The organism is Aliihoeflea sp., assembly GCF_052435475.1.
Lineage (GTDB): Bacteria > Pseudomonadota > Alphaproteobacteria > Rhizobiales > Rhizobiaceae > Aliihoeflea.
The window spans coordinates 136,097-149,426 of record NZ_JBQVMV010000002.1; the positions used below are offsets into that span (position 1 = coordinate 136,097).

Below are 13,330 nucleotides of genomic sequence, written 5' to 3' on the forward strand. Positions count from 1 at the left end.
CTCCGTCCCGGAGCCTGTCCTCGGGCTTGCCGAAGGCAAGACCCGGGGAGGCCACCTCTCCCCCTGCCCGGGGGAGAGGAAACGCTGCCGCAGCGAAAACGCTCATCCAGCCTGCGTTCCTCTCCCCCGGACAGGGGGAGAGGTGGCGCGCGAAGCGCGACGGAGTGGGGGTGGTTCCGGTGATCAAGCCCATCACTGCCCCAACCTCTCCAAAATCGACGGCACATGCACCTGGTCCGACTTATAATTCCCCGTCAGCATGTACATCATGATGTTCACCCCCGCCCGATACGCATAGACGCGCTGCATCGGGTCGGCGGGCACGGTTGGCAGCATGGGTGCGCCGTTGGCGCCGACCGCCCAGGCGCCGGCAAGGTCGTTGGCGGTGATCATGATCGGCGTCACGCCATCGCCGACGCGCACCGGCCGGTCGGCCGTCTCCTCAAGCGTCTGCGACGCCTCGACCCAGAGCGGGCTGCCGTTGAAGCGGCCGGGGAATTCGGGGAGGATGTAGAAGGCCTTGGTCAGGACGTGGTCCTCGGGCACCGGCTCCAGCGGCGGCACGTTCATGTTGGCGAGAATGTCGCGCAGGCGCATGGTCGACGGGCTCGCCGAGCCGGCATCGAACCCCGCGCCGAACTGGTCGCGCGTGTCGAACAGCACCGTCCCGCCATCCTGCATATAGGCGTCGATCCGCGCCAGCGCGGCCTCCGACGGCATCTCGCCGCCCTCGTCGATCGGCCAGTAGATCAGCGGATAGAACGCAAGCTCGTCCTCGGCGATGTCGACGCCGACCGGCTCGCCCGGCTCCAGCGCCGTCTTGTCGGTCAGGAACCGGCCGAGCCCTTCGAGCCCGGCGCGGCTGATCGCGTCGATCGACGAGTCCCCCGTCAGAACATAGGCAATGCGCGTCTGGCTGATCGCGGCGATGGCCTCCTCGTCGCCGGGCTGAATATCGCCCTCCTGCGCGTTGGCATCCGGCATCGCAACCGCGCCCATCAACGCCAGCGCCAGAGCGGCGGGAACGGCCCGCGCAGCGCGCGGCCGGCGCAGCTTGCCGCCGAGCCACAGCACCGCCAGCGTGTCGAGGATCATCAGCGCCAGCGCGATGGCAAAGAGCGGCCCGCGCAAATCCACCTGCTCGTCGAAGCCATAGGCGACGTCGCGCGCGGCGAGCGGTGTCTGAGGTCGCGCAATCGGCTCCAATACCGCATCCTGAGGCAGGAGATTGTGCGCCACGACGCCTTCCTCGCTGCCGTAAAGTCCCGGTGGATTTTCCAGCGTGACCGGCGCATCGACGGAAACTGCCAGCGGCCGTGCATCCGGCGTCGGCGGCACGAGGCTGCCATCGGCGGCGATCAGGCGATAGGGCGGCAGCGTCGCCTCGCCATTGCCGGCCTGCGCGGTTGCCGGCCCCTGATTGCGCGACAATTGCACCAGCCGCCGCAACAATTCGACGAAGGAGCCCGAGATCGGCAGGTTCGACCATGTCGCCTGAGGCGTGATGTGAAACAGCGCCAGCGTGCCGTCGCCGCGCCGCGCGCCGGTCACCAGCGGCGTACCGTCGGCAAGATTGACCCAGCTTCGCTCGACGATGTCGGCGGTCGGCTCGGCCAGCACCTGTCGCGACACGGTCACGTCGGTCGGCGGCGTCAGATCGGCGAAGGGCGAGCCTTGCGGATATTCGGCTATGGCCTGCGGCTCGGTCCAGGACAACGTGCCGCCCAAAGCGCGCTCGCCGATCCGCAGCCGCACCGGCAAGAGGTCCTCGTCCGGCTCGGCAGCGGCAAGGCGCGGTCCGGCGAAGCGCACGAGCGTGCCGCCGCCGTCGACCCATTCGACGAGCGCCGCATGCGCCTCGTCCGGCAGCGTCCCGACATCGGCCATCACGATCATCGCCGGGCGCTGTTCCAGCAGCTCGGGAATGGCCGAGCCGAGATCGGCGCTCGTCGGCTCGACGAGGTCGGCGAAGGGGGAAAGGGCGCGGTTGATGTAATAGAGCGGCGAGAGAAGCGGCTGCGCCTCGTCGCCATCGCCCTGCGCGATCAGGCCGACGCGGCGGCGGCGCGAATTTTCATCCAGAACGCGCACCGCGCCCGCCTGCGCCTCGCCGTCGACGGCGATCGAATCGAAGTCATTGCGCAGTTCGAACGGCACGGTGAAGGCCGCCGTTGTCGCCGCTTCGCCCGCACCGAAGGACAGTTCCGCTTCCGCGATCCGCCGGCCGCGATCGTCGAGCGCGGCGATAAGCGCCTGGCGCGGGCCGGCATCGCTCGTCGGCCGCACGGCCTCGACGACGAAGGCGTCAGGCTCGTTGGCGGTCCCCGTCAGGCCGATTTCGGTCACGCCTTGCGGCGTCGCCCAGATCAGCCCGCTTGCATTGGCGAGAAGCGCGTCGAAAGCCGCTTCGTCCGCCTCACTCGCCAGCCCGTCCGACAGCACGGCGACGGAGGCGTTCGGCACGTCGCCCAGCGCCGCTGCGACCCGCTCATAGGTCGCCGCGCGGTCCACCGGGACGGGGCGCGCATCGGCCGCATTCAGCCGCTCGCGCGCCGCTTGTGCATCGAAGGGGCCGATCTCGGCATTGGGCGCATCGACGGTGAAGGCGAGCAGCACGGGGGCGTTTTCCGCCTCCGCATCGGCGATCAGCCGCTCGGCGGTCGCGACGCGCATCGCCCAGTCCGGCGCCGACGCCCAGCCATTGTCGACGACGATCGCCACCGCATTGCCGCCGGTCGAGATGCGCTCGCGCGGATTGAACACCGGTTCGGCGAGCGCGAAGATGATCAGCGCCGCCATCGCGAGCCGCAAGAGCGTCAGCCACCAGGGGCTCTGGTGCGGCGTCTCCTCCTTGCGCAGCACGCGCGCCAGAATGCGCAGCGGCGGAAAGGCTTCCGTCTGCGGCTTCGGCGGCGTCAGGCGCAACAGCCACCAGATCACCGGCAGGGCGATGAGCCCGGCCAGCACCGCCGGCAGCCCGAAGGAGAGCGGCAGGAACCCCATCAGCGGCCCCCCTGGCTCATCGCCAGATGGACGCGCACCAGCGCGTCGGAGGCCAGCTTGTCGGTGTGGTTCACCGTATAGCTCCAGCCGAGCTTGCGCGCCCAGGCGGAAAGCTCCTCACGCCGCGCGGTGTAAAGGTTGCGGTAGTCCTCGCGCAGCGTCTCGGCGCGTCCGGCCGTCAGCTTCGTGCCGGTCTCCGGGTCTTGGAATTCGGTACGGCCGGAATAGGGAAACTCCTCCTCCGCCGGGTCCGAAATCTCGATCAGGTGCGCGCGCACGCCGCGCGTCGCCAGCACATCGAGCCATTCGCGCGTTTCCTCGACCGGGTCGAGGAAATCGGAGATCAGCACCACGTCGGAAAAGCGCTTCATGGTCGAAAGGTCAGGCCGCGTCGGCAGATGCACCGCGTGCATCATCTGCGCCGCCAGCCGCTCGGCCCCATTTCGCGCCGAGAAGGGGTCGGTCAGCCCCGGCCAGGCGATGCGCTCGCCAGAGCGCGACAAAAGTTCGGCCAGCGCCAGCGCTAGCACCAGCGCGCGCGATTCCTTGGAAACGGACGCCGTCTTCGACTGGTAGAGCATGGAGGCGGACGGATCGGCCCAAAGCCACACGGTGTGCGCTGCTTCCCATTCCCGGTCGCGCACATAGGTGTGGTCGTCGCGCGCCGAGCGCCGCCAGTCGATCCGGGCGATCGCCTCGCCATCGACGTAAGGCCGGAATTGCCAGAAATTCTCACCGATGCCGCGCTTGCGCCGGCCGTGCCAGCCGGCGATCACCGTGTTGACCACGCGCCGCGCCTCGATCAGCAGGTCGGGCACCAGCGCCGCGCGAACGCGGGCGCGGGCCAGCGCGTCGCGCGGGGCGACGGCAGGGCTGACCGCACCGAGCGAAGCCATCAGACCGCCTTTGCGAGCCGCGCGATCACGTCGCGAACGGTCATGCCTTCCGCCCTTGCGGCGAAAGTCAGCGCCATGCGGTGCTGCAGAACGGGTTCTGCAAGGTCGCGCACGTCGTCGATCGAGGGCGCGAGCCGGCCGTCATAAAGAGCGCGCGCGCGGGCGCACAGCGTCAGCGCCTGGCTGGCGCGCGGGCCGGGACCCCACGAAACGTGCCGGTCCGTTTCCGCGTCGCCCGAGCCAGGCCGCGCCGAGCGCACCAGCTTCAGGATCGCGTCGACCACGCTTTCGGGCACCGGCATGCGGCGGATCAGCGCCTGCACGGTCTTCAGCCGTGCCGCGTCGAGCACATTCTCGGCCTTCTGGTCGTTGACGCCCGTCGTTTCGATCAGGATGCGCCGTTCGGCGGCAAGTTCGGGATAGTCGATGTCGATCTGCATCAAAAAGCGGTCGAGCTGCGCTTCGGGCAGCGGGTAGGTGCCTTCCTGCTCCAGCGGGTTTTGCGTCGCGAGCACGTGGAAGGGGGAGGGCAGATCGTGCCGCTCGCCGGCGACTGTGACGTGATATTCCTGCATCGACTGCAACAGCGCCGACTGCGTGCGCGGCGAGGCGCGGTTGATTTCATCGGCCATCAAAAGCTGCGCGAAGATCGGCCCCTTGAGAAAGCGGAAAGAGCGCCGGCCGGTCTCGTCCTGCTCCATCACTTCGGAGCCGAGAATGTCGGACGGCATCAGGTCCGGGGTGAACTGGATGCGCCGTCCGTCGAGGCCGAGCACGATGCCGAGCGTCTCGACCAGCTTGGTCTTGGCAAGGCCGGGCACGCCGACGAGCAGCCCGTGGCCGCCGGCGAGAATGGCGACCAGCGTCTGCTCGACCACCTGTTCCTGTCCGAAGATCACCTTGCCGACCGCTTGGCGCACCTTGCCGATTTCAGCCAGCGCGCGCTCGGCTTCGGCCACCATCTCGGTCTCGCTCATCGCTGGTTCCTTGATGGTCAGGCTCATGTCGTCGTCCTTGGGCTTGGGGCAATTCACGCCTTGGCGCAACCGGCGCGATCAACTTAAATGGTACGCCTGTGCTGACAAGCGAAACAACAGTGACTATTTCGTGACGATGACCGATGCACAGAAAACGGCTGGCCTTGCCGCAGCAACCGACAGCACAGGCCTCGAAGCGCTCATTTCCCGCGCCGCGCGCGCCGGCAAGGGCGCGGCTCCCGTCGACAAGTGGAACCCCGATTTTTGCGGCGATCTCGACATGGAGATCAAGGCGGACGGCACGTGGTTCTACATGGGAACCCCCATTGGCCGCATGCCGCTCGTCCAGCTTTTCTCCTCCGTCCTGCGCAAGGACGAGGACGGCAACACCTATCTCGTCACCCCGGTCGAAAAGGTCGGCATCCGGGTCGAAGACGCGCATTTCCTCGCCGTCGAGATGGACGTTTCCGGCAGCGGGGAGGGGCAAGTCCTGACCTTCCGCACCAATGTCGGCGACGTCGTCGAGGCCGGCGCCGAACATCCGTTGCGATTCGTCGACGAGGACGAGACGGGCGGCCTGAAACCCTATCTTCACGTCCGCGGCCGGCTCGAAGCGCTCGTCGCGCGGCCGGTGATGTACCAGCTCGCCGAGATCGGAGAAGAGATCGACGTGGATGGGCGCGCGATGTTCTGCCTGCGCTCGAAGGGCGAGATCTTCCCGGTCATGCCGATTGCGGAGCTGAACCGTCTTGCGGGCTGAAGCACTGGACGCACCGCTCTATTCGGGCGCCGATTTCCGCCGCCGCGCCGCGCGCGAACAGGCGCCGCATGAGGGCACCGACTATGGCGACCACAGCCTCAACCCGGACATGCGCCACCTGATCGTCCACGAGCGGCTGCGCGATGCCGCCGTCATGATCGCCGCCGTCGACCATCCGGACGGTGCGACGATCATCCTCACCAAGCGCACCGAAAAGCTGCGCAGCCATTCCGGCCAGATCGCCTTTCCCGGCGGGCGCATCGACGCGACCGACCCGACGCCCGAATTCGCCGCGATCCGCGAAACCGAGGAAGAGATCGGCATCGGCGCCGAGACGATCGAGATCGTCGGCCGGATGCCGGACTACGTCTCGGGCTCGGGTTTCCGCATCTCGCCGGTTCTCGGCATCGCCCAGCCGGGCTTCATGCTGACGCTTAACGAGGACGAAGTCGACGACGCTTTCGAGGTGCCGCTCGCCTTCCTGATGGACCCCGCCAACCACACTCGCGACAGCCGCATCTGGCAGGAGCGCGAGCGCTTCTTCTACACGATGCCCTTCGGCGAGCGGTATATCTGGGGCGTCACCGCCGGCATCATCCGCACGCTCTATGAAAGGCTCTACGCGTGAGCGTTTCCATCTCCGACGCACCGTGGCTCAGGGACAAGGCGCTGCAGAAGCTGCTGGCCGTCCTGTCCGCCGATGGCGAGAAAGCCCGGATCGCCGGCGGGGCGGTGCGCAACGCGCTTCTCGGCGAAGCCGTCACCGACATCGACATCGCCACCACCTGCCTGCCCGACGAGACCGAAAGACGCGCTGCGGCAGCCGGTTTCAAGCCGGTTCCGACCGGCAAGGCGCATGGCACGATCACGGTCGTCGCGCACGGAAAACCCTTTGAAGTCACGACCTTGCGGGCAGACGTCGAAAACCACGGCCGCCACGCGACCGTCGCCTTCGGCCGCGACTGGCAGGTCGACGCCGAACGGCGCGACTTCACCATCAACGCGCTCTACGCCACTGCCGACGGCCAGGTCATCGACCTCGTGGGCGGCGTCGCGGACCTCGAGAAACGCAACCTTCGCTTCATCGGCGATGCCGAGGACCGCATCCGTGAGGATTACCTGCGCATCCTGCGCTTCTACCGCTTCTTCGCCTGGTACGGCTCCGGCCGGCCGGATGCGGAGGGGATCAAGGCCTCGGCGCGGCTGAAATCCGGCCTGTCGCGGCTTTCCGCCGAGCGTATCTGGGCGGAACTGAAGAAGCTCCTCGCCGCCCCCGACCCCTCCCGCGCACTGCTCTGGATGCGCCAGTCCGGCGTTCTGACCGCGGTGCTTCCCGAGAGCGAGAAATGGGGCATCGATGCCGTGCCCGGGCTCGTCGCCACTGAGCGCGATCTTGGCTGGCCGGTCGATCCGATGCTGCGCCTCATGGCGATCATCCCGCCGACGGCCGAGCGCGTGGATAGTCTTTCCGAGCGGCTGAAACTGTCGAAGAACGAGGCCAAAAGGCTGCTGGAATGGGCCGGTTTCGGCGAAATCGCGGCTGAAACGAGCGAGATATCGCTCGCAAAGCGCCTGTTTTCGGCCGGACACCGGCCGGGCGTGGATAAGTTGAAGCTCGCACTCGCCGCCGCGCGTGTGCGGGGCGTCCAGAACGACCTCGATCTGGTCGCCGCCGGCCAATATTCGCAATTGCTGAAATACGCCGAAAACTGGATCGCGCCGCAGTTTCCGCTCCAGGGACGCGACCTCGTCGCGCTCGGCGCGGCGCAGGACGAGCGCCTCGGCAAGGCGCTCGCAACGCTCAAGGGTGAGTGGGTGTCGTCGGGCTTCACGCTTGGCCGCGAGGCGCTCATCGAGCGTGCCCGCGGGCTCTTGCAATTCGAAGGCTAGGCAGCCTTCTGCGCGTTGGTGATGCGGGAGCGGATGGCCTCGACCATCGTCTCGCGGATCGTGTCCTCGCCATGCGCCTGGCGCATGTGCTCGACCGCGCGGCGCATCACTTCCGCCTCTTCGTCATGCCGTGTGTGCCAGTCGCAACCTGGAACGAGCGAGCCGCAATGAAATTCCTTCATCGGTCTTCTCCCTTCTTGGTAACGTCCAATCATAGCCGACGCGACGTGTTGCGTCGATGCATCTCCAACCTGACGACGGTGCAGAAGTTCCTTCAAATTTTCGTCCGGGAAGGTATCGTTAACCATACGCGTTTACGAAAATCGACAGGGGTTTCTTGGTCAAAGGCAACATCATGTCCATCTCGCGTCGCGGCTTTCTCGCCGGCCTTCCGCTCTTTCTCGCCGGCTGCACGGCCGCCGGCACCGAATACCGAACCGCCATGCTCAACTACGCCGCGCTGCCGGACGAAAGCTTCCCGCTGCGCGCCGTCCCGCTCGACAAGATCAAGCCGGAGCTGCGCCGGCAGGAGGTCGCCTTCGAGACCAAGCACAAGGCGGGAACGGTCGTCGTCAACACGCCCGAGCGCCGCCTCTACTACGTGATGGGCAATGGCCGCGCGATGCGCTACGGCATCGGCGTCGGCAAGGAAGGGCTTGCGCTGCGCGGCAATGCAACTGTCGGCCGCAAGGCCGAATGGCCAAGCTGGACGCCGACCGCCAACATGATCAGCCGCGACCCGCGCAATCGCGAGTTCGCCGGCGGCTTGCCCGGTGGCCCGACCAATCCGCTCGGCGCCCGCGCGCTCTATCTCCACCGCGGCGGCCGCGACACCATGTTCCGCATTCACGGCACCAACCAGCCACAGTCTATCGGACATGCCATGTCATCGGGCTGCGTGCGCATGCTCAACCACGACGTGATCGATCTCTACGAACGGGTGCCGGTGGGGGCGAATGTGGTGGTGATCCAGGCTTGAGGTCGAAGCCTCGAACTGAGAGGTAGCGAAGCACCCCCCCTCCGTCGCGCTTCGTGCGCCACCTCTCCCCCTTAAAAAAGGGGAGAGGAAATCCAAGCTGGAGAAGCGCCGACGTTGCGGCAACGCGTTTTCCTCTCGCCCGGGCAGGGGGAGAGGTGACGCGCGAAGCGCGACGGAGTGGGGGTGCTCAGCGCTGCCGTATCAGCCCGACCCTACTGCACCGAAGCCATCTGCAACCCAGCCAGCCATTCTGACGCGATCTTCGCATCCTCGTCGCCGATGTCGTGACCGGCGATGATGGTTTTCGCCACCACGTCCGCGCCGCAGGACTTGAACATCGCCTCCAGCTTCGACGCGAAGGGCGCGTAGAGCGTGTCGTCGCGGCCGGAAATGGTCAGGAACCTCCCCTTGGCGAGGTTCGCGTGAGGCGCGGTTTCCAGGACCGGCATGGGGCGCAGCAGCACGGCCGTCTTCACGACGTCGGGATGCAGGACCGACAGGGCCGCGATCAGATTGGCGCCGTTGGAATAGCCGAGGAAGGTCGTGCGCTCGAGGTCGATGCCCTCGCTCTTGACCAGCCGGCCGAAAAACTCGGCAAACGCCGCCGCCTCGCCGCGAATGTCGGTCTGGTCGAAGCTCGTCGGGGTGATGCGCTTGTACCAGCGCTTCACGCCCTCTTGGACGACGCGCCCGCGAATGCCGATCAGCGTCGCGTTCGGGTCGATCTTGGTCGCCAGCGGCACCAAGGTCGTCTCGTCGCCACCCGAGCCGTGCATCAGGATGATCGTCCGCCCGTTCGGCTGCGCCGGCTTGTGGATGCGGTGCGTGAAATTGGTCTCGCGCGTCACGCTTTCCACCGTCGCCGGGATTTGCGGCGCGGGCAGGGCAGGGAACGGCACGACCTCGCTGGCCAGGGCGGGCCAGGCGGTTGCAACAGTCAAGGCTAATGTAATGATGCGCGCTGTCTTCATGCACGCGAGATTAACGCAGAAAGTTAATGCGTGATTTAAGGAAATTGCGCTCGCAATTTCGTGTTCGACCTCTGTTGCTTAGGGGCAACTTGTCATTCGAGGTCTAAGGAAAGGCAAGGCGGGTTTCGTCGAGTTCGGCTTTGAGCCACGTGATGAAAGCGCGCGTCTTTCGCGCGAGTGCTTGGGACGACGAGGTGACCGCCCAGTAGCCGAGGCCGGTCGCTGCGCGCTGCGGAAAGGGGGCGACAAGCTGGCCTGCGCCGATCGCATATTGCGCCAGCGTCTGCCAGGCGAGCATGACGCCCTGGCCGGCAATCGCCGCGTCGAGGCACAGTGCGGCATCGGTGAAGCTGTGGCCGTCGGCAAGCTGGTCTTCATTGATGCCGAACGGGGCGAGCCAGGTCGACCATTTCAGTGTCGAGTTCGCATCGCGAATGATCGGCGCATTCGTCAGATCCAGCGGCACGCGCAGGCGTTTCGCGAGCGCCGGTGCGCAGACCGGAAAGACATCCTGCGGCAGCAGAAACGTCTTCGTCACGCCCGGCCAGTTTCCGTCGCCGACGCGGATGGCGACGTCGACGTCGCTGGCGTCGGGATCGACGAGCGTGACCGAGGCGTCGAGGCGCAAGGTGATGTCCGGATGGAGCGCGGAAAACCGGGCAAGGCGCCGCACGAGCCATTTCGAGGCGAGGACGGGCGCAACCGACACCGTCAGGATGTTCGCCCGGTCGTGACGCGCGCTTTTCAGTGCGCCTTCGAGTTCGGCAAAGCCGGACGTCAGACGTGCGAGGAAGGTGCGGCCGAACTCCGTCGCGACGAGCCCGCGCGACGTTCGGACGAAGACGAGCCGACCAAGCGCGGCTTCAAGGCGAGCGACATGCTGGCTGACCGCGCCGACGGTGACGCCCAGTTCATCGGCAGCCGCCTGTAGCCCGCCGACCCGGCCGACGGCTTCCGTCGCGCGTAGCCCGTTCATATGTACGCGGTTCAGTTCTTTCATAGAGAAAAACTAAAGTGAGGTGAAGGCAAACTCCAGTGAAATCCAACTGGAATGGCGGGATAATTTGGCATCTGAGGTTGATGAGCAATGCCATGTTTAAGTTTTTCTTGAAGCGCCGTCGCGAGCCCAGTCCCGACGACCCGCTCGCACATCCCGCTATCCAGGCCATGTCGCTGGACGAAATCGCCGATCTGCCACTGACGCCACAATGGCCGCACAACTCTCGCAGAACCTTTACGCCAAGCTGGTGTTTGACAGATCGCAAGCTATGATCGCCGGCATCGATCACCGGTCCAAGGATCGCCGTGACCAATCTGGGGCTTTCCATCCTCGTTTTTTGCTGCCTAGCGGGCTCGGCGCTGGCGATGCTGTTCGCCTACCCCCGACTGCCCGCACGTCACCGCGACGAGGCGACAGAAACCGTGCTCAGGCTCGTCGCAGGTATCTTCACCCTTATGACATCGCTGGTGTTCGGGTTGATGATCAACTCGGCCCGAAGCACGTATGACGGCATTGAGGCTGACGTTCATACATTTGCAACCCAACTGATCATTCTCGACAGGAGCCTGCGCCATTACGGCCCGCCGGGCGATGAGGCGCGCGAAGCGCTGAACACCTATGTCGAAGCCGCCATAGCGTCGCCGGCGCGCGCGTCCGATGCCCTTCACGCCAAGGCCGATCCAGCCGGTGCGGCGCTGGAACAACTGGGAAATGTGCTGGCGGCCGTGCAGCCTTCGGACAGGTATCGTCAGGAGGTCATGCTGGATATTCGCGGGCAGTATCGTTCGATCGTCGAGCGGCGCTGGGAAATCGTTGAGCAATCGGAGGGCTCCATTCCCCATGAGATGATTGCCATGCTGATCGCATGGTTGTCGCTTGTCTTCGCCGGTTTCGGGTTTCGGGCGCCGCGCAATGCGGTTGTCATCGGCGCATTCATCGCCTCATCACTTCTTCTGGCAGGCTCGTTCTATCTCGTCCTCGACATGAACGTACCTTTCTCGGGACCGATCCAGGTGTCAGACATGCCGCTGCGACGCGCGCTTGCGGAAATCGGCTCGCCATAGCTCAAGGCCACTTCACCTCGGGCGGCATCGACGACAGGATGGAATCGACATTGCCGCCGGTCTTGAGGCCGAAGATGGTCCCGCGGTCATAGAGCAGATTGAATTCGACGTAGCGGCCGCGGCGGATGAGTTGTTCCTCGCGGTCGGCGTCGGTCCAGTTGTCGTTGAAGTTCTTGCGGACGAGGTGGTTGTAGACCACCAGGAAGGCGCGGCCGACGTCTTGAGAGAAACGCAGATCCGCGTTCCAGCCGCCCTTGTCTTCCGGCGTCTTCAGCCAGTCGTAGAAGATGCCGCCGGTGCCGCGCGGCTCGTCGCGGTGGGGGAGGTGGAAATATTCGTCGCACCAGGCCTTGAGGCGGTCATGGTCGGCGACGGCCTTGTGCTTGTCGCAGACGAATTTCATCGCTTTGTGGAAGGCGGCCGTGTCGGGGTCGTCCTGCTTGCGGCGGCGGTCGAGGACCGGGGTCAGGTCGGCGCCGCCGCCGAACCACTGGCGCGTCGTTACGACCATGCGCGTGTTCATGTGGACGGCCGGCACGTTGGGATTGTGCGGGTGGGCGATGAGCGAGATGCCGCTTGCCCAGAAGCGCGGGTCCTCGTCGGCGCCGGGGATCTGCTTGCGGAATTCGGGCGAGAACTCGCCATGCACCGTCGAGGTGTGGACGCCGACCTTCTCGAAGACGCGGCCGCGCATCATCGACATGATGCCGCCGCCGCCGCGGCCTTCGTCGCGCAGCCATTCGGTGCGCTCGAACCGGCCCGGCGCCCAGGAGGCGTGCGGTCCCGACAGATCGTCCTCGATGGCCTCGAAACCGGCGACGATCTTGTCGCGCAGCTCCTCGAACCAGGCCTTCGCGGTCGCCTTTTTCGCCTCGATGTCGTCGGGCAGGCCGGCCGGGATGTCGGGACGTTCCATTCCAATCTCCGTGGGGAGGGCGCGCATTCGGCGGCAGCCGGCACGCGTTCAACATTTGACTCGTAATTTGACGTCCTGATCCCTAATCTGTTGGTCGTTGGGGTCAAGGAGTTCTTTGTTGCGGGTGCCTGCGAGACCACCGCTGGAGGGGTTGAGGCGCAGCCTCAACAAGCATCGCGCAGAAGGCAGCCCCCATCCGCGCGACGGCTTCGTGCGCGAGACGTTCCGCCTGCCGCGCCCCGACGCGCGTGTGAAGGCGCAGGAGTGGTTCGACCGCTGGCCGAAACAGGCCTACTGGACCGAAATCGAAAGCTGGGCCGAGCGCCCCGACGACATCATCGAGTTTACGATCCGCAGGCTCCCCACAGCAGACTGATCTACCAATGATGTTCCGGCACGGCTTCGCCGAACACCTCGGCGAGGCGTCTTCTTGTCGCCGGCGTGGTTGCGTCGGGGAGGGCGTCGAGGGGGAAGAAGCCGGCCTCGGCGATCTCGTGGTCGGGCAGTTTCGGCGCCGTCTGGCGAAACTGCGTGATGAGATAGAGCGCGACATGATCGCGCGGGCTCGCCTGGCGGTTCAGATGGATCGAGACAAGGCGGGGCTCGCCGGTGAACTCGATATTGCCTTCCTCGGCCAGTTCGCGCTCGAGCGAAAGGCGCATCGTTTCGCCCACTTCCACGCCGCCGCCGGGCAGTTGCCAGCCGGCGATGTAGGTGTGGCGGATGAGGAAGACGGTGCCTTTGTCCGCGTCGTGGACGATGCCGCGCACGCCGAGCGTCATCGGACGGCGCAGAAGAAACCAGCCGTGAAAGAGCTTGATGCGCAACCATTGCAGCCGGGTCGGCATTGTGCGGGACGTCTCGCTCACCGCGC

Annotated in this window: 14 protein-coding genes; 6 read left to right on the forward strand and 8 right to left on the reverse strand. The window is 66.1% G+C overall.

The annotated features are described in order from the left end of the window. Window positions 1–192: 192 nt before the first annotated feature. From ACT6QU_RS03700 to ACT6QU_RS03710, 3 genes are read right to left on the reverse strand one after another with little or no spacing between them, the layout of a single operon-like run. The gene (locus ACT6QU_RS03700; RefSeq protein WP_444564518.1) at window positions 193–3,003 is read right to left on the reverse strand and encodes a DUF4159 domain-containing protein; all 2,811 of its coding nucleotides are present in this window, start codon (window positions 3,001–3,003) and stop codon (window positions 193–195) included. Further along, window positions 3,003–3,899 (reverse strand): DUF58 domain-containing protein, encoded by an 897-nt coding sequence (locus tag ACT6QU_RS03705; protein ID WP_444564517.1) that lies wholly within the window; start codon window positions 3,897–3,899, stop codon window positions 3,003–3,005. Before ACT6QU_RS03705 ends, ACT6QU_RS03700 begins: the two co-directional genes overlap by 1 nt. Next, window positions 3,899–4,903, reverse strand: a complete 1,005-nt coding sequence (locus ACT6QU_RS03710; protein WP_444564516.1) for an AAA family ATPase — start codon at window positions 4,901–4,903, stop codon at window positions 3,899–3,901. Before ACT6QU_RS03710 ends, ACT6QU_RS03705 begins: the two co-directional genes overlap by 1 nt. A 109-nt stretch (window positions 4,904–5,012) precedes the next feature. On the opposite strand from ACT6QU_RS03710, the gene ACT6QU_RS03715 reads away from it, so the two are divergent. The 3 genes from ACT6QU_RS03715 to ACT6QU_RS03725 are packed head-to-tail and all read left to right on the forward strand — an operon-like array spanning window position 5,013 to window position 7,526. Then, complete coding sequence (locus ACT6QU_RS03715; RefSeq protein WP_444564528.1) at window positions 5,013–5,636, forward strand: DUF1285 domain-containing protein; 624 nt, start codon at window positions 5,013–5,015, stop codon at window positions 5,634–5,636. Then, window positions 5,626–6,264, forward strand: coding sequence for a CoA pyrophosphatase (locus ACT6QU_RS03720; RefSeq protein WP_444564515.1), 639 nt, complete (start codon window positions 5,626–5,628; stop codon window positions 6,262–6,264). Before ACT6QU_RS03715 ends, ACT6QU_RS03720 begins: the two co-directional genes overlap by 11 nt. Next, on the forward strand, window positions 6,261–7,526 hold the full coding sequence (locus tag ACT6QU_RS03725) for a CCA tRNA nucleotidyltransferase (protein WP_444564514.1): 1,266 nt from the start codon (window positions 6,261–6,263) through the stop codon (window positions 7,524–7,526). Before ACT6QU_RS03720 ends, ACT6QU_RS03725 begins: the two co-directional genes overlap by 4 nt. Here ACT6QU_RS03725 and ACT6QU_RS03730 read toward each other — a convergent pair. Further along, window positions 7,523–7,708 carry a DUF1059 domain-containing protein gene (locus ACT6QU_RS03730; protein WP_024588971.1) on the reverse strand — a complete coding sequence of 62 codons (186 nt, stop codon included), beginning with the start codon at window positions 7,706–7,708 and terminating at the stop codon, window positions 7,523–7,525. The genes ACT6QU_RS03725 and ACT6QU_RS03730 overlap by 4 nt on opposite strands. Before the next feature lie 173 nt (window positions 7,709–7,881). Between ACT6QU_RS03730 and ACT6QU_RS03735 the strand changes: the two genes are divergently transcribed. Then, window positions 7,882–8,505: a L,D-transpeptidase gene (locus ACT6QU_RS03735; RefSeq protein ID WP_444564513.1), complete on the forward strand. Its 624-nt coding sequence runs from the start codon at window positions 7,882–7,884 to the stop codon at window positions 8,503–8,505. Between the two features lie 212 nt (window positions 8,506–8,717). Here ACT6QU_RS03735 and ACT6QU_RS03740 read toward each other — a convergent pair whose 3' ends face one another. Together ACT6QU_RS03740 and ACT6QU_RS03745 are read right to left on the reverse strand one after the other, a co-directional pair. Next, window positions 8,718–9,446: an alpha/beta hydrolase gene (locus ACT6QU_RS03740; RefSeq protein WP_444564512.1), complete on the reverse strand. Its 729-nt coding sequence runs from the start codon at window positions 9,444–9,446 to the stop codon at window positions 8,718–8,720. A gap of 133 nt (window positions 9,447–9,579) precedes the next feature. Then, a complete protein-coding gene (locus ACT6QU_RS03745; RefSeq protein WP_444564511.1) occupies window positions 9,580–10,476 on the reverse strand; it encodes a LysR substrate-binding domain-containing protein in 897 nt (298 codons plus the stop codon). A 305-nt stretch (window positions 10,477–10,781) separates the two neighbouring features. Here ACT6QU_RS03745 and ACT6QU_RS03750 point away from each other — a divergent pair, with 305 nt between their 5' ends. After that, window positions 10,782–11,540 (forward strand): bestrophin-like domain, encoded by a 759-nt coding sequence (locus ACT6QU_RS03750; protein ID WP_444564510.1) that lies wholly within the window; start codon window positions 10,782–10,784, stop codon window positions 11,538–11,540. A 1-nt stretch (window position 11,541) separates the two neighbouring features. Here ACT6QU_RS03750 and hemF read toward each other — a convergent pair whose 3' ends face one another. Further along, window positions 11,542–12,456 carry an oxygen-dependent coproporphyrinogen oxidase gene (gene hemF / locus ACT6QU_RS03755; RefSeq protein ID WP_444564509.1) on the reverse strand — a complete coding sequence of 305 codons (915 nt, stop codon included), beginning with the start codon at window positions 12,454–12,456 and terminating at the stop codon, window positions 11,542–11,544. Between the two features lie 118 nt (window positions 12,457–12,574). Between hemF and ACT6QU_RS03760 the strand changes: the two genes are divergently transcribed. Further along, window positions 12,575–12,832 carry a hypothetical protein gene (locus ACT6QU_RS03760; protein WP_024588967.1) on the forward strand — a complete coding sequence of 86 codons (258 nt, stop codon included), beginning with the start codon at window positions 12,575–12,577 and terminating at the stop codon, window positions 12,830–12,832. A gap of 1 nt (window position 12,833) precedes the next feature. Here the strand turns inward: ACT6QU_RS03760 and ACT6QU_RS03765 are convergent, their stop codons facing one another. Further along, entirely contained in the window at window positions 12,834–13,304 is a 471-nt protein-coding gene (locus ACT6QU_RS03765) for an NUDIX domain-containing protein (RefSeq protein ID WP_444564527.1), read from the reverse strand. Window positions 13,305–13,330 lie beyond the last annotated feature (26 nt).